The sequence below is a fragment of the Bradyrhizobium sp. USDA 4353 genome, from assembly GCF_054063215.1.
Window position 1 is genome coordinate 3,567,351 of record NZ_JBSSGB010000001.1, and the last position, 13,887, is coordinate 3,581,237.

The following is a 13,887-nucleotide window of genomic DNA, read 5'->3' on the forward strand; positions in this document are numbered from 1 at the left end:
TTCGAAGCGGCGCCAGCGATGCGCCAGTCAATGATAGTCAGAACTTGGGAGCTTGAAATGGCCTGGAAGACACCGAAGATCGTCGAAGTGCCGGTGGGCATGGAAATCAACATGTACGCTTGTGCGGCGCGCAAGTAAGCCGTAGCGATCTGCCAAGTCATTGCGAATGATCAGTTCGCGGATGACTTGGCAGATCCATTCCGTCGGCCGAACGCCTAGATCGTGCGGCTGGGGTCAGACATCCTGCGTATCGAATATATACAGGTCGACGCCACCGTCGGCGAAGTTCGGCAGATCTCCCGCCGCCGCCTTGCCTTCCGCTGAGCCCATGCCGGCCTGCAAGGCCTCCATCGAATCGAACACCAGCGTGGCGACGAGGTGGATGTTGGTGGGACCCGCCGGTCCGTTCACCGGTCCACGGCTGATATCGTAGGACTTCAAGCCCGGAATCTTCTTCGCCAGCGGCACGTGGACGTTCATGTAGTGCTTGTCGAACGCCTCGGCGCTCTTGGGGGTCTTGTAGAGTACGAGAACCTTGGGCATCTGCTTCCTCCGCATTGGTCTTTTTGAGGTCGATCGACCGGTACCCATTGCAGCCGATCTGCCGGCTCGGATCAAGCGCCGGGCGCCGCGACCTGGGTTCCGTTGCAGAAAATAGCGCGCAGACAGAAACCGATGCAGCCGGACGTCGTAGTTTGAGGTAGTCTCTGTCCGGCTTTGCCGAGGGATATCGAGCCATGAGCCCCATCGATCTCGTCATCACCGTCTGCGCTGTGCTGTCCCCCACCACCTGCGAGGAGCAGCACCTCGTGTTCGCCGACGGCGGCGCATCGCTGCAGCAATGCGCGATGAAGGCGCCGCCCTATATCGCCCAATGGATCGGCGAGCACCCGAAATGGACCGCGGTGCGGTGGCGTTGCGAGTATCCGCACAGCAACGACAAGGCGTGAAGCGGTCGGCAAGCTGCTTGCGGTCTACTTCGTGCAATCCTTCAGATCCTTGTCGGCCACCGAGACCACGGCGTCGGCCTTGATGTCGAGGTCGCGAACGATGCACTGGCGATCGCCGGCATAGCTCACCTTGGCATCATAGCGGCCCGGCTCGACCCCGCTGAGCTTCAGCCGCTCGTCGTGATCGAGCTCCTTGTCCTTATCGTTCAACGTCTGGTTCGGGCCCCAATTGTTCTGCCCGGCCGGCGACAGCTGGAAGCCGGTCATCGTTGCCGTGGTCAGATTCCACAGCCGGATGCCCTTGCTCTGGGCGGAGACCGCGATCGGCAGGGCTGACACAACGATCGCGGTCGCGGCGAGGGCGGATCTCATGGCGTTTCCCCTAGGTTCTGATGTCTATTGTCCTCACTATGACATGGAAAAATCCCGCCGCGCCAGATCGGCCCTGATGGCGGCCACGGTCTCCTCGCTCCGCTCGGCGCGCGGCATCGCGATCGGCGTCGTGCGCAGCAGGCGGGCCGGGCGCGCCGACAGCAGGAAGATGCGGTCGCCGAGCCGCGCTGCATCGTCCATGCTGTGCGTGACCAGCAGCGTGATCATCGGCCGCGAGGCGACCAGCGTGGCGATTTCCTCGCGCAGCCGTGCTGCGAGTGCGTCATCCAGCGAGGCCAGCGGCTCGTCGAGGATCAGGAAGTCCGGCTCGACCGCGAACGCTCGCGCCAGCGCGACGCGGCGGGCGAGGCCGAGCGACAGCTCGCCGGGAAAGTGGTTACGATGGCCATCCAGCTCGAGCACGCCGAAGATCGCGGCCAGCCGGTCGTCGGCCACCTCGGGCGCCGCCAGCCGGACATTGTCCTCCACCGACCGCCACGGCAGCAACCGCGGCTCCTGGAACACCATCGCGAGCCGTGCGCCCGCGGGCTGCGAGACACGTCCCTCGTAGTCGTTGTCGAGCCCTGCGAGGATCCGCATCATCGTGCTCTTGCCGCAGCCGGAGGGGCCGACGACGACGCCGAGCTCGCCGCGCTCCAGCGTGAAGGCAATGCCTGATATCACCTCCTGGCGCTTGCCGTTGGCGCTGGTGTAGCTCTTGGAGCGGATGTCGACCTCAAGCCGCACGGAGCCGCCACCTGGATGCGCGCTGCTCGAACGGCTGCACGAGAACGGCCTCGATCACCAGCACCACCGCTGCGAAGCTCAGCGAGTAGGCGAGCAGCAGCGGGATGTCGAACAGCTGGAAGGCGACGCCGATCTCGAAGCCGATGCCGTTGGGACGCCCGAGCAACTCCGCGACCAGCACGATCTTCCACACCAGCGACAGCCCGGAGCGCGCGGCCGCCGCGATATAGGGCGCGAGTTGGGGCAGCAGCACGTGGCGCAGGATGCGGCCGCGCGGGAAGGCAAACACCTTGGCCATCTCGTCGAGCGATGGATCGAGCGCGCGGGCGCCTTCGCGCAGCGTCACGACCGCCGTCGGCAGCTTGTTGATCGCGATGGCGGCGATGGCGGCCACTTCGGTGAGACCCGCCCAGATGTAAGCGAGCACGATCACCACCAGTGCCGGCAGATTGAGGAGCAAGATCAGCCAGGGATCGCCGAGGCGGTTCACGAGGCGGTTGCGTCCCATCCAGTAGCCGAGCGCCGAGCCAATGGCCATCGACAGGGTGAAGGCGAGCGCCACGCGGGCCAGCGTTGCGCCGAGATGCAGGAAGAGCGCGCCGGATTTGGCTTCCGCGATGGCGACCGCCAGAACGGCCGATGGCGGCGGCAGCTTGGCGCTGCCGGCGACGGTTGCGGCCACCCACCAGGTGGCCAGCAGAAGCGCGAAGGACAGAAGCCGCAGCACTAATCCCTCGCATCCGCCCTGTAGTAGGTGCCGGGGCTGAGCTCAGCGGCGGGGCCGACCAGGTCGCGGCCGCCGATCGAGGCGAGCACGCCATAGAGAATACGGGCGTCGGCTTCTTCCTCGGCAACAGGGCGGCGCGGAATGCCTTCACGGTAGCGATCGCGATAGGCGCGCAAGGTCGCTTCGTCCTGCGCGCCGGTGAGCGGCGCGATCGTCTGCCAGTCGGGATCGGACGTCGCCAGGATCTCCTTGGCCTTGGCCGTGACCGAAAGGAAGCGATTGACGAGATCGCGGTTCTTGGCAGCCCACTCCTCGTCGAACACGTAGCCAATCATCGCCGTGCGGCCCTTGGCGCCGAAGGAGGGCAGGATGTCCTCGATGCCGGCGAGGCGGCGAAAGCCCTTGGCTTCCAGCGCCGCGCAGAAATTCCAGTAGTTCAAGCCCGCATCCATCTCGCCGTCGGCGAGCTTGGCGGCGAGCAGCGGCGGCGCGCCATAGGTGATGGTGGCCTGCGACTTCAGCTCGATGCCGTCGCGCTTCAGCGCGGCCTGCAGCAGCAGCCAGCTCTTGTCGAGGGGCCCGCCGGCCACCGCGAGCTTGCGCCCCTTGAGATCGGCCAGCGTCTTGATCGGCGAGTTGGCCTGCACCATCACCGCGCCCAGTGCGCTGGAGTAGGGTGAGAAGGTCAGCTTGGCGCCGAGCGCGCGCTCGCGCGAAACCCACAGCCAGTCCGACACCATGATGTCGGCATTGCCCGCGCGCAGCGCGATCTTGCCGGCCTCGGGGCTCGCGAGCTCGACCGCGTCGATCGTGATGTCCGCCTGCTTGTCGAGCTGATGGGCGCGGATGACCGCCAGTTCCCAGGCGAAAGTGCCGGTCTTCTGCACCCCAACCTTGACAGTCTCCGCGGCGCGCACGACCGAGAGCGGCAGCAACGCGCAGGCGATGAGTGCAATCAACAAGCGACCGAGCTTCGTCATGGGCGCGTCTGCGTTTCCTCGAGAAGTGTCCTTTTCAGCCTCTTTGCCTTAGCATAGCGTGGGCGGCGATGCCGCGGAGGACTGTCATGCGTTGTGCTGTTCCGGTAGGACCGATTGTCGCCACCTTCTTTGCCGTGACCGCGCTGGCTGCGCCGGCGCGGGCCGAGGAGCTCAACGACTATCCGACCTCGGCGCGGGCCGAATATGTGTTCGGCTGCATGAAGGCCAATGGCGAAACACGCGAGGCGATCTCGCAATGCTCCTGCTCGATCGACGTGATCGCCTCGATCATCCCTTACGAGCGCTATGTCACGGCGGAGACCGTGCTCAGCATGTCCCAGGTGAAGAGCAATCTCGGCACCCAGTTCCGCACCTCCGAGCAGGCCGCCAACGCGCTCAACGATCTGCGCCGCGCCCAGGCCGAAGCCGAAGTCAGATGTTTCTGACGCCTCGCGTCTCGCCCTCTCCATCAGGTGCCTGAGCCCTCCGCCGGCCATTCGTGCTCGAACACATGGCCCTGCGTGTCCCGTGCCTCGGCGCGGAAATGCTTGGCGCCGTTGGAGACGTAAGTGAAGCGGATGTTGGGATCCTCCGAGATCGAGATGCCGCCTTCGACCGACAGCACCAGGCTGCTGTCCTGCGACAGCGTCAGCTGGTCGACGAAGAAGGCGGGGATGTAGAGCTGCGTCAGCTGGTCCATCTGCAGCCCGGAATTGTTGGGATGCCCGACCATCACTTGCGCCTCGCGGAGGCCGCTGGTCGCGCCATCACTTCCTTGCGTGAACTGCCGATAACGCATCTGGCCGATGCGGGCCTTGGCCTCGTCCGGATTCTTCGCCGCCGGCGCCGAGCAGCCGCCGGACGCCTTCACGAACGTCTTGACCACGTAGAGCTGGCCGTCGGTCAGCTCGGCCACGGCATGCACGTCCGTGTAGTTGTTGACGCGCACGCGCGTCGAGATCGCCGTGACGTTGGCATCGGAGCCGAGCGTGAACTTGGCGGCCATCGGCGCCGGGTTCTGGTCGATCACCAAGGTGATCGTCTTGATGCGGCGGTCATCGGCAGGCGAGAGCTTGCTGCGCAGGGTGACCGGAACGACCGAGGCATCCTCGGCACGCGTCGGCATCTCGATCGACAGCACATTGCCGCCGTCCTGCATCGGCTTGTTGTTGAAAATGTCTTGCACCAGTCCCGGCCAGGGATCGTACCCGTCAGCGGCCTTCGCAGGTGCGAAGGCCAACGCGAGACAGACGCCGAGAAGCAATATGGACGGCAGGCGGAGCCGGGTCATGGCGCAGTCCTCCGGAGGCATTTTGGTTTGCTGGCGATCATAGCTCGTCCCCACGGTCATTCCCATTCCATTTCCGAGAACGCCGCGGTGGCGTTGCGCGCATTGTAGTCGTCGAACAGCTCCCATTTGCCGCGTTCCGATGCGGCGGCGCCTGCCGCATCCGCGATCGGCTTGCCGGCCTTGATCATTCGTCGAACGTCGATGGCCAGAGTATCGAGATAGCGGCGCTCGTCCGCGAGCGCCAGCGGCCACGGGCTGACCGGCCCATGGCCCGGCACCACGCGGTCGGCCGGCATCGCGCCAAGAGCGGCGATGTCGGCCATCCAGCCGCGCAGGCTGCCGTCCATCACGGGGATGTGACGCAGGAAGACGAGATCGCCCGCAAACAAGGTCTGGCTCTGCTCATCGAAGACGGTCAGGTCGCAGTCGCTATGCGCCGTGCTCCAGGCCTTCAGCGTGAGCATGCGGCCGCCGAGATCGAGCGACGTCTGATCCTCGACGACGATGGAGGGCGGCACCAGGCGGACCTCGTCGATCAGCTCCGCGCCCATTAGGCGGCGGAACGCCTCGATGTAATGCGGTCCGCGCAAGGCCAGCGCACGGGACAGGTTCTTGGCGCCGACGAAGCTGGTTCCGTCGGCCTGGAACGCGGCGTTGCCGAACACATGATCGGGATGCGCATGGGTGTTGATGACATAGCGGATCGGCTTCGTGGTGCGAGCGCGGATCGCCGCAAGCAACGCGCGGCCCTCTTTTACGCTGCCGCCGGTGTCGATCACGGCGACGGCCTCATTGCCGACGATGAAGCCGACATTGGCAATCGCGCCTTCGTTGTCGGCGGTCATCATGGCGGTCTGCCCGATATGGACGAACACACCTGGCGCGATTTCGCTGACCGCGAGTTCCCGCTGCTCGGCATGTCCAGCACTGCCGAGCGCGAGGACGCACGAGGCCACGATCGCGATGATCAAGCGGCTGATCATCGGTTCGCCTCGCTCGCGTGCGACTTGTGCGTCCTGCCGCCAGCGTTGCGGCGCAGCATCCAGTCACCTCTTCGGGATGACCGCAGCTGTTGCGCATGCGAGGCCCGCGGCCTAGCATTCTGAAAAAGACCTCGATGCGCTCGATAGGGATGGAAATCAGAATGACGAAGCGTTGGACTGTTGTCGGCTCGCTGGCCGTTGCCGCGGGCCTCACTCTGCTCGGACCTGCTGCCTCCTACGCGCAAAGCAATGACGGCCTGGACCTGTCGATCGAGCTGCTCGATCCGAAGGTGCTGCGGGTCTGCGCCGATCCGCGCAATCTGCCGTTCTCGAACGAGAAAGGCGAGGGGTTCGAGAACAAGCTCGCGGATTTCCTCGCCGCCAAGCTGCAGAAGAAGGTCGACTACACCTTCTTCCCGCAGGCCACCGGGTTCGTGCGCATGACGCTCGGCTCGCACCGCTGCGACGTCATCATGGGCTTTCCGCAAGGCGATGACCTGGTGCAGAGCACCAGCCCCTATTATCGCACGGCCTACGCCATCGTGACCAAGCCGGACTCCGACCTCGCCGACGTCACGACGCTGGAGGACGCCAAGCTCAAGGGCAAGCATATCGGCATCGTGGCCGGCACGCCGCCGGCCACCAACATGGCGCTGGCCGGGCTGATGACGACGGCAAAACCCTATCCGCTGATGATCGACACGCGGGTGGACTCGTCGGCGGAAGCGATGATCAACGATCTCAAATCCGGCGAGATCGATGCCGGCGTGCTGTGGGGGCCGATGGCCGGCTACTATGCCAAGCAGGCGAGCCCGCAATTGCACGTGACGCCGCTGGTGAAGGAGACGTCCGGGCCGAAGCTGATCTATCGCATCGCCATGGGCGTGCGCGGTGCGGATCAGAACTGGCGGCGGCAGCTCAACAAGCTGATCCAGGAGAACCAGGGCGAGATCAACAAGATCCTGCTCGATTTCGGCGTGCCGCTCTTGGATGAGAGCAATCATCTGATCACCGCCGAGGCTGCAACGAAGCCGTGATCGTTCGGCTCACAGCGGCTGTCCTTGCCGCCGCACTGCTGCTCATCGCTGCAGCCGCGTGGGCCGACGATCTCGTGGCTGAGCCGGACAGCTACCGCACCGAGACCTACCGTGCGCCGGTGCCGACGACGCTGAAAGGCGCGCGTGTGTTGTCGACGCAAGAGACCGAGGCGATCTGGCGCGACAAGGCTGCCGCCTTCATCGATGTTCTGCCGCGGCCGCCCAAGCCGAAGAATTTGCCGGCCGGCACGGTGTGGCGCGAGCAGCCGCGGCTCGACATTCCCGGCAGCATCTGGCTGCCCGACACCGGCTACGGTGTGATTGCCCCTCAGACGGAGGACTATCTCAAGCGCGGCCTCGCGCGGGCGTCGGGCGGTGATCTGGGGCGTTCGCTCGTGTTCTATTGTCTCGAGGACTGCTGGATGTCGTGGAATGCCGCGCGGCGTGCGCTGACCTATGGCTACCGCAACGTGGCCTGGTACCCCGACGGCACCGACGGCTGGGCCCGCGCCGACCTGCCACTGCAGCAGACCGAGCCCGAGCCGCGGCCGGAGGAGTGAGCTCACAGCTCGGCAGTCACAGACTCCGTGGCTTGTTGTTTTGCTCGTCATGGCCGGGCCCGTCCCGCCTGCGCGGCCGAAGCCGCTTCGGCGCGGCGAAGGCCCGGCCATCCACGTCGCGCCAAGCCGACGGACGTGGATGCCCGGGACAAGCCCGGGCATGACGTTGTCGAGGCGGAGGTGCCCTCGCGTGACAGGATCGTCTAGTCTGGCGAGCGACATCCGCTGACCTACTCCATGTCCTGCTGGATCTCGCGGGCCAGCGCAAACAGGCGCTGGTCGATGGCGGTGGGGACCTCGCAGACGAACTTCATGACGCGGCGACGATCCTCGAAGATGCGGGTCTCCCAGTTGAGCTGATTGCTCAGCTCCTCGATCTTGGCCTCGTCGCGCGTGGCGCTGCTCTGCATCTCCTGTAGCTTGATCGTGTCGCCGCGGACCTTATCGACCGCCTCGCGCTGCTTGCGCATGACGCGCTCCAGCCCGTTCATGACGGAGGTGCGCTGCGCGTTCAGCGTGTCGAACAGGCCGGCGAACAGCAGCTTGCCCTTGCGCGTCTTCTCCTCGGCCGTGCCGGTGAGGAAATCGGCGACGTCCTTCTGGGCTTGTTCCAAGGGGAAGCGGCGGGCCGCGAGCTTGGCGACGAGCTCCGACACCTTGGGATCGTCTTTCCAACTCGTCCCGACATCGTCGACCGGCGGACCGGCCCACACCGCTGCGATGGAGATTTCCGGCACCTTCGCCTGCGGGCAGGGCCAGTCGGGATAACGCGGATCGGCCGCCTGCGCGGCGCCGGCCGCTGCGAACAGAGCGCCGGCCAGCAGTATCGATCTCACCCTCATGCCTCGCCTCCCGGACCACGCCTGATAAAACCACGCGACGGATCGTAGGCCAGGATCGCGCCAATCATGAACACGGCGGTGCAGCCGCCGACCACCGCGAGCGACACCCAGTTCAGCTTGCCATAGAGTGCAAAGCGAATGAGCTCGACCGCGTGAGTAAAGGGATTGGCCTCGCAGAGATAGGCGAGCCACGGGCTGCCTTCCTCGACGCGCCAGAGCGGATAGAGCGCCGAGGAGGCGAAGAACATCGGGAAGATCACGAAGTTCATGACGCCCGCGAAATTCTCCAGCTGCTTGATGCCGGAGGAGATCAGCATGCCCAGGGCGCCGAGCATCAGGCCGGACAGGATCAGGGCCGGCAGCACGGTGAGATAGCCCATCGGCGGCGGGGTGATGTCCCAGAACCAGGCGATGATCAGGAACGCGTAGACCTGGAGCACGGACACCGCGGTGCCGGCGAGCAGCTTGCAGAACAGCAGATAGCCGCGCGGCAGCGGGCTCACCAAGAGGGTGCGCATATTGCCCATCTCGCGGTCGTAGACCATCGACAGCGACGACTGCATGCCGTTGAACAGCTGGATCATCGCCATCAGGCCGGGCGCGATATAGACCTCGTAGAGGATGTAGGTCTCGTAGGGCGGGATGATCGAGATGCCCAGCACCTGGCGGAAGCCCGCGGCGAAGATGAACAGCCAGACCAGCGGCCGCACCAGCGCCGAGACGAAGCGTTCGCGCTGATGCAGGAAGCGCAGGCCCTCACGCCAGACGATGCCGATCAGGCAGGTGATATATTCGCCTGCGGAGAAGCCGCTGCGTGTCCGCGCCGGCGCATGAACGGTGGTGACGGTCATGTCTCCGTACTCCGTGCCGGGCTGGGCTGGGTCGTCAGTCGGGCAAATGCCGCGTTGACGTCGGATGCGCCGGTCTCGGCGATCACCTGCGGCACCGGCCCGCGCGCCAGCACGCGGCCCTGATGCAGTACGACGAGATCATCGGTCGGCGCGATCTCGTCGAACAGATGCGTCGCCCAGAGCACGCCGATGCCCTGCTCGGTGACGAGCTGGCGGACATGGCCGACGATGTCGGCGCGAGCCTTGACGTCGAGCCCCACCGTGGCTTCGTCGAGCAGCAGCAGGCGAGGCCGGTGCAGCAAGGCGCGGGCGATTTCCAGACGCCGCATCTGGCCGCCGGAGAGGTCGCGCACCTTGTTGCCGGCGCGGTCGGCCAATCCGATCCGCGCCAGCAGCTCCTCGCTGCGCGCGCGGGCCTCGCGGCGGGAGATGCCGTGCAGCGCGGCATGATAGAGCAGGTTCTGCCGCAGCGACAGATCGAGATCCACCGTGCGCGGCTGGAACACCACGCCGAGCAGCCGCAGCGCCTCGCCCGGGGTGCGGCCGATGTCATGGCCGAAGATGTCGATCTTCCCGGACTGCACCGCGAACAGCCGGGTGATCAGCGAGAACAGCGTGCTCTTGCCGGCGCCGTTCAGGCCGAGCAGGGCGGTGAAGCTCGCAGGCTTCACCGCGAACGAGACGTCGCTGAGCGCCTTGCGCGCGCCGTAGGAATGGCTGACGCCTTCGACCGACAACGCCGGGACCTGATCGGGCGCCGGCCGTGGTGCCGTGCTTGTGGTGTCGAGAGCGGGTGCGTTCTGCGTGCTCATGGCTGTGCAATCGTGATGCCCCAGGGCAGCTCGCCGACCTGGATGGTCTTGATCACCTTCTGCGCGGCGACGTCGATCACCGAGACGTCGTTGGAGACGCCGTTGGTGACCAGCAGATATTTTTCGTCCGGCGTGAACTCCATGTGCCAGACGCGCTGGCCGACCAGCAGATATTTCTTCACCTCATGCGTCGTGCCGTCGACCACCGCGACGCGGTTGGCCGGGCCGAGCGCGACGAAGCCGGTCTTGCCGTCCTTGGTCAGGCTGATGCCGACCGGCTGGATCGCCTCGCTGCGCAGGCCGGGCACGGCGAACTTGATCTTGCCTGTCACCTCGCGCTTGGCCGGATCGATGATCGAGACGGTGCCGCCGATTTCGGCGGACACCCACAGCTCGGAGCCGTCGGTCTTGAATTCCGCATAGCGCGGCCGCGCATCGACCAGCACGTTGGCCACGATCTTGCGCGTCGACGTGTCGATGAAGTGCGCCATGTTGGTGGTCTCGGACGTGCAGATCAGGATCTTGCCGTCCGGGCTCAGCATCATGCCCTCGGGCTCGACGCCGACCTGGACGTCGCCGATGCGCACGCGCTTCTCGAGATCGAGCACCGTGACCGTGTTGTCGTTCTCGTTGGCGACATAGAGCGTCTTGCCCTGGGCGTCCTGCGCAAACAGCTCGGGATCGGGCCCGGAGGGCAGGGTATCGACGACCTCCATCTTCTTGGCGTCGATCAGCTGAATGGTGTCGTCATCGCCGACTGCCACCATCACGAACTTGCCGTCGCGGGTGAAGGCAATGCCGCGCGGACGTTGCCCCACCTTGATGGTTTTTGTCACCGTCCAGGTGTCGGTGTCGATCACGGAGACGGTGTTCCCCTTTTCGTTGGAGACGAAGGCGACGTAGGCGGAGGCGGGGGAGATAGTGGCGAGCGACAGCGCGGCGGTGAGCAGCGAGGCGGTTAGGGGCGCCCCTAGCGAAAGCCGATCGCGGAAAGTATTCATTCGAGTCGTAGCGCGAAGGAGTCGAGCTGTCGCCACGGCGGCGGTGCGCTCCCTCTCCCCGTCCTTCACGGGGGCGCGACGAGCTTCGCTCGCGCTGAGAGGGTTGGGGTGAGGGGCTCTTTCCGCCAGCACAGTGCTGGGAGAGTCCCCCTCACCCGGATTGCATCTGCGATGCAATCCGGCCTCTCCCCGCACGCGGGGAGAGGCTGACACCGCCCTTGCCTTATCGTTCGTCGGCCAATCGTCGATCGGCGAATCCAACCGGTCCCGCTCCTCGCCGTGCATCTGATCTGTCGGACGCAACATCTTCATCACCATCATCACATCCGACATCATTGCAGCTTGCATTTGGTTTCGGGGCGGTCGACGCCGAGGGTGTCCAACTCGGAGACCTGGTGCAGGAATCCTTCCTGCGGCGAGACCGAGACGATCATGCGGCCATCCGCCAGCAGGATCGGCTGCCGCAGCTGCAGGTTCCAGTCGCGCAACGACAGCCGCGTGCCCTTGAAGGCGGCGATGGTGAAGTTCGGGCTCTTCAGATAGTCAGTCATCGTCTTCGCATCGCCGGAGTTGGTGCGTGAGGCGGCTTCGCCGACCATGCGCACGGCCATCCAGGCCTGCATGTCCAGCGCGTCCATGCGGCGCGAGGCGAGCTTCATGAAGCGGTTCTGCAATTGCGTCGCGCCCCATTGGTCCTGCGCCGGATCCCAACTGGTCGGACGCAGGCCCGCGGAGCCCGCGACGGGGCGCGGGTCCCAGGTGCGATAGGGCAAATAGTTGGCGAACACCTCGCTCTCGTCGGCGGCGACCAGCACGTCATAGGCCGGCGCCTTCTGCGTGAACACCGGCATCTGGCGCTGGATCAACGTCACCCCGCTATCGGTGCGCCGCGCGCCGCCGGTGTCTTCGAAGACGCGCTCCTCGACGATCTTGGCGCCGAACCGGGTGGCGGCGCGGCGCAGTGCGTCGGCGAACAGCTTGTCCTTGTCGTGCGAGCCGGTGACGAGCAGCCAGCGCTTCCACTGCTTCCACACCAGATATTGCGCGAGGCCATCGGCCAGCATCGAGCGCGTCGGCGCAACGTGTATGATGTTGGCGCGGCAGTCCTGCTCGCGCAGGCGGTCGTCGGTGGCGGCGACATTGAGCAGCGTGATGCCGCGGCCGCGCAGGCCATCGGCGACCTTCAGCAGCGCGTCCGCCGGCAGGTCCGCGAGGATGAAGCCCGTCTTGTCGGCAAGCTCGTTGGCGGCCTGCGCGGCATCCTCATCATCCTTCACGCGGCGGTCGATCAGCGTGAAGCGCTGGTTGAGGAACTTGCCGGTGGTGTTGTTGTCCTCAATCGCGAGCTTGGCGCCGGCCACGCCGTCATCGGCCGCCGGCTGGTCGAGCGGCGACAACGTCTGCGGGACGCCGGCGCGGCCGAGATAGCCGATCGCAATATCGACCGTATCAGCAGCGACAGCGGCAGTCGCGGCGACCATGAGGCCGATCGCGCCGATCAGGGATCGGGCCAGAACTCCAAGGACCACGTGTCCTCCCATTGTTCCCCGTCCTGTGCCGGCGAGGTTTCGTCTTGCAAGATGAACGATTTGGCCTAGCTTTCAACCCCACTTTTCGCCGCTGCGGCATCATTCGGATCACGACCTTGAAACTGGCTGTTCTCCTCGCGTCCCTGATCCTGATGTCCCTGACATCAGCCCATGCCGAGCCGCCCAAGGTGGCGGTGTTCGATTTCGAGCTGATCGACACCAGCCTGCAGGGCGAGGTGCAGGGGCCACGGCAGGACGAGCAGCAGCGGCTGGCGCATGCGGCCGAGCAGTTGCGGACGGCGCTGCAGGACTCCGGCAAATTCCAAGTGCTCGACATCGCTCCTGTTAACGATGCGGCGCACCACAGCAATCTGCAGGCCTGCGGCGGCTGCGACGTCAAGCTCGCCTCCGACATCGGCGCCGATCTCGCCATCACCGGCACGGTGCAGAAGGTGTCCAATCTCATCCTCAACATGAACATCTATCTGCGCGACGCTCACACCGGGAAGCCGGTCGCGGCCATGACCGCCGACATGCGCGGCAATACCGACGAATCCTGGACGCGGACCATGGCCTGGCTGATCCGCAACCGCGTGCTGGCGCCGAACTATGGCGCGCCGCAGGCGCAGTAGATATCAGGACAAAGCCGCGCGTTCTCGCGGCTGATGGAGCCCGAGCTTTGCATCTCGACCGCCTCTCAAACAGAGAGGCGCAGGGAAGGCCGGGAGCCTGCCGCCCCCATGGCCCGCCTGCAGAAGAAGAATGCAGGCGGCAGGTACCACAGGTTTGGCTGGGACATCCCGGCCCTCCCTGCGCGGATGGTCTTAACGGTTGCTTCGCGTTCTCCCCGGTGCGCCGGGCTTTCTGGTCACCGTGCGCGACGACACGTTCTCACGCGCCGCCGCGGGGGCATCGGCTTCGGGATGCCAGGACCACGCGACTTGGCCGTACGCCGTGGTGCGTTCGTCGGCACATTCTCTCGAACATGCTGCGCGCCGCCGGCGTCCACCGCATCCCACCTCCACGTTCGTGACGACCGCGATACGCCCTCTCGATAAGGCGGGATGCCGCTAGACAATCATGAATTCCGGAAAAGCGAAAGAAGATTATTTTTCGCCTGCGCACTGGACAGCAGTGATCGTGTTGAGCACGCGTGCGAAATTGCCCTCGGGGCGCACGGGATGTTCCGGCGCGGGACGCGATCA

General features: G+C 65.6%; 18 protein-coding genes. 6 read left to right on the forward strand and 12 right to left on the reverse strand.

The genetic code is table 11. The features are described 5' to 3' along the window. Positions 1 to 57: 57 nt before the first annotated feature. Entirely contained in the window at positions 58 to 138 is an 81-nt protein-coding gene (gene pqqA / locus ACVILH_RS15745; protein ID WP_009031067.1) for a pyrroloquinoline quinone precursor peptide PqqA, read from the forward strand. 96 nt (positions 139 to 234) lie between these two features. Here pqqA and ACVILH_RS15750 read toward each other — a convergent pair whose 3' ends face one another. Next, positions 235 to 543: an EthD family reductase gene (locus ACVILH_RS15750; protein WP_456713709.1), complete on the reverse strand. Its 309-nt coding sequence runs from the start codon at positions 541 to 543 to the stop codon at positions 235 to 237. 194 nt (positions 544 to 737) lie between these two features. On the opposite strand from ACVILH_RS15750, the gene ACVILH_RS15755 reads away from it, so the two are divergent. Then, on the forward strand, positions 738 to 950 hold the full coding sequence (locus ACVILH_RS15755) for a hypothetical protein (RefSeq protein ID WP_006609620.1): 213 nt from the start codon (positions 738 to 740) through the stop codon (positions 948 to 950). A 24-nt stretch (positions 951 to 974) separates the two neighbouring features. On the opposite strand, the gene ACVILH_RS15760 is transcribed toward ACVILH_RS15755, so the two are convergent. From ACVILH_RS15760 to ACVILH_RS15775, 4 genes are read right to left on the reverse strand one after another with little or no spacing between them, the layout of a single operon-like run. Continuing rightward, positions 975 to 1,322, reverse strand: coding sequence for a hypothetical protein (locus ACVILH_RS15760; RefSeq protein ID WP_456713710.1), 348 nt, complete (start codon positions 1,320 to 1,322; stop codon positions 975 to 977). Between the two features lie 36 nt (positions 1,323 to 1,358). Next, positions 1,359 to 2,069 (reverse strand): ABC transporter ATP-binding protein, encoded by a 711-nt coding sequence (locus ACVILH_RS15765; protein WP_456713711.1) that lies wholly within the window; start codon positions 2,067 to 2,069, stop codon positions 1,359 to 1,361. Continuing rightward, a complete protein-coding gene (locus ACVILH_RS15770) occupies positions 2,059 to 2,796 on the reverse strand; it encodes an ABC transporter permease (RefSeq protein WP_456713712.1) in 738 nt (245 codons plus the stop codon). The genes ACVILH_RS15765 and ACVILH_RS15770 overlap by 11 nt, the downstream gene beginning before the upstream one ends. After that, entirely contained in the window at positions 2,796 to 3,776 is a 981-nt protein-coding gene (locus ACVILH_RS15775; RefSeq protein ID WP_456713713.1) for an ABC transporter substrate-binding protein, read from the reverse strand. Before ACVILH_RS15775 ends, ACVILH_RS15770 begins: the two co-directional genes overlap by 1 nt. Before the next feature lie 86 nt (positions 3,777 to 3,862). Between ACVILH_RS15775 and ACVILH_RS15780 the strand changes: the two genes are divergently transcribed. Then, positions 3,863 to 4,222: a hypothetical protein gene (locus ACVILH_RS15780; protein ID WP_456713714.1), complete on the forward strand. Its 360-nt coding sequence runs from the start codon at positions 3,863 to 3,865 to the stop codon at positions 4,220 to 4,222. Positions 4,223 to 4,245: 23 nt separating this feature from the next. On the opposite strand, the gene ACVILH_RS15785 is transcribed toward ACVILH_RS15780, so the two are convergent. Then, on the reverse strand, positions 4,246 to 5,067 hold the full coding sequence (locus ACVILH_RS15785) for a quinoprotein dehydrogenase-associated SoxYZ-like carrier (RefSeq protein WP_456713715.1): 822 nt from the start codon (positions 5,065 to 5,067) through the stop codon (positions 4,246 to 4,248). Between the two features lie 56 nt (positions 5,068 to 5,123). Next, complete coding sequence (locus tag ACVILH_RS15790) at positions 5,124 to 6,050, reverse strand: quinoprotein relay system zinc metallohydrolase 2 (RefSeq protein WP_456713716.1); 927 nt, start codon at positions 6,048 to 6,050, stop codon at positions 5,124 to 5,126. A 161-nt stretch (positions 6,051 to 6,211) separates the two neighbouring features. Between ACVILH_RS15790 and ACVILH_RS15795 the strand changes: the two genes are divergently transcribed. Together ACVILH_RS15795 and ACVILH_RS15800 are read left to right on the forward strand one after the other, a co-directional pair. After that, a complete protein-coding gene (locus ACVILH_RS15795) occupies positions 6,212 to 7,087 on the forward strand; it encodes a substrate-binding domain-containing protein (protein ID WP_456713717.1) in 876 nt (291 codons plus the stop codon). Beyond that, positions 7,084 to 7,647 (forward strand): PQQ-dependent catabolism-associated CXXCW motif protein, encoded by a 564-nt coding sequence (locus ACVILH_RS15800; protein WP_456713718.1) that lies wholly within the window; start codon positions 7,084 to 7,086, stop codon positions 7,645 to 7,647. Before ACVILH_RS15795 ends, ACVILH_RS15800 begins: the two co-directional genes overlap by 4 nt. A gap of 230 nt (positions 7,648 to 7,877) precedes the next feature. Here the strand turns inward: ACVILH_RS15800 and ACVILH_RS15805 are convergent, their stop codons facing one another. The 5 genes from ACVILH_RS15805 to ACVILH_RS15825 all read right to left on the reverse strand — a co-directional run bounded on the left by ACVILH_RS15805 (position 7,878) and on the right by ACVILH_RS15825 (position 12,694). Next, a complete protein-coding gene (locus ACVILH_RS15805; protein ID WP_456713719.1) occupies positions 7,878 to 8,489 on the reverse strand; it encodes a hypothetical protein in 612 nt (203 codons plus the stop codon). Then, entirely contained in the window at positions 8,486 to 9,340 is an 855-nt protein-coding gene (locus ACVILH_RS15810; RefSeq protein ID WP_456713720.1) for an ABC transporter permease, read from the reverse strand. Before ACVILH_RS15810 ends, ACVILH_RS15805 begins: the two co-directional genes overlap by 4 nt. Next, entirely contained in the window at positions 9,337 to 10,152 is an 816-nt protein-coding gene (locus tag ACVILH_RS15815) for an ABC transporter ATP-binding protein (protein ID WP_456713721.1), read from the reverse strand. The genes ACVILH_RS15810 and ACVILH_RS15815 overlap by 4 nt, the downstream gene beginning before the upstream one ends. Beyond that, entirely contained in the window at positions 10,149 to 11,153 is a 1,005-nt protein-coding gene (locus tag ACVILH_RS15820) for a YVTN family beta-propeller repeat protein (protein ID WP_456713722.1), read from the reverse strand. The genes ACVILH_RS15815 and ACVILH_RS15820 overlap by 4 nt, the downstream gene beginning before the upstream one ends. Before the next feature lie 332 nt (positions 11,154 to 11,485). Continuing rightward, positions 11,486 to 12,694 (reverse strand): ABC transporter substrate-binding protein, encoded by a 1,209-nt coding sequence (locus ACVILH_RS15825; protein WP_456713723.1) that lies wholly within the window; start codon positions 12,692 to 12,694, stop codon positions 11,486 to 11,488. Between the two features lie 140 nt (positions 12,695 to 12,834). Between ACVILH_RS15825 and ACVILH_RS15830 the strand changes: the two genes are divergently transcribed. Further along, the gene (locus tag ACVILH_RS15830; protein WP_456716991.1) at positions 12,835 to 13,314 is read left to right on the forward strand and encodes a DUF3280 domain-containing protein; all 480 of its coding nucleotides are present in this window, start codon (positions 12,835 to 12,837) and stop codon (positions 13,312 to 13,314) included. Positions 13,315 to 13,887 lie beyond the last annotated feature (573 nt).

Coding starts and splice junctions, on each gene's coding strand:
- pqqA (WP_009031067.1), top strand. CDS start 58: ATGGCCTGGAAGACACCGAAGATCGTCGAAGTGCCGGTGGGCATGGAA.
- ACVILH_RS15750 (WP_456713709.1), bottom strand. CDS start 543: ATGCCCAAGGTTCTCGTACTCTACAAGACCCCCAAGAGCGCCGAGGCG.
- ACVILH_RS15755 (WP_006609620.1), top strand. CDS start 738: ATGAGCCCCATCGATCTCGTCATCACCGTCTGCGCTGTGCTGTCCCCC.
- ACVILH_RS15760 (WP_456713710.1), bottom strand. CDS start 1,322: ATGAGATCCGCCCTCGCCGCGACCGCGATCGTTGTGTCAGCCCTGCCG.
- ACVILH_RS15775 (WP_456713713.1), bottom strand. CDS start 3,776: ATGACGAAGCTCGGTCGCTTGTTGATTGCACTCATCGCCTGCGCGTTG.
- ACVILH_RS15780 (WP_456713714.1), top strand. CDS start 3,863: ATGCGTTGTGCTGTTCCGGTAGGACCGATTGTCGCCACCTTCTTTGCC.
- ACVILH_RS15785 (WP_456713715.1), bottom strand. CDS start 5,067: ATGACCCGGCTCCGCCTGCCGTCCATATTGCTTCTCGGCGTCTGTCTC.
- ACVILH_RS15790 (WP_456713716.1), bottom strand. CDS start 6,050: ATGATCAGCCGCTTGATCATCGCGATCGTGGCCTCGTGCGTCCTCGCG.
- ACVILH_RS15795 (WP_456713717.1), top strand. CDS start 6,212: ATGACGAAGCGTTGGACTGTTGTCGGCTCGCTGGCCGTTGCCGCGGGC.
- ACVILH_RS15805 (WP_456713719.1), bottom strand. CDS start 8,489: ATGAGGGTGAGATCGATACTGCTGGCCGGCGCTCTGTTCGCAGCGGCC.
- ACVILH_RS15810 (WP_456713720.1), bottom strand. CDS start 9,340: ATGACCGTCACCACCGTTCATGCGCCGGCGCGGACACGCAGCGGCTTC.
- ACVILH_RS15815 (WP_456713721.1), bottom strand. CDS start 10,152: ATGAGCACGCAGAACGCACCCGCTCTCGACACCACAAGCACGGCACCA.
- ACVILH_RS15820 (WP_456713722.1), bottom strand. CDS start 11,153: ATGAATACTTTCCGCGATCGGCTTTCGCTAGGGGCGCCCCTAACCGCC.
- ACVILH_RS15825 (WP_456713723.1), bottom strand. CDS start 12,694: ATGGGAGGACACGTGGTCCTTGGAGTTCTGGCCCGATCCCTGATCGGC.
- ACVILH_RS15830 (WP_456716991.1), top strand. CDS start 12,835: ATGTCCCTGACATCAGCCCATGCCGAGCCGCCCAAGGTGGCGGTGTTC.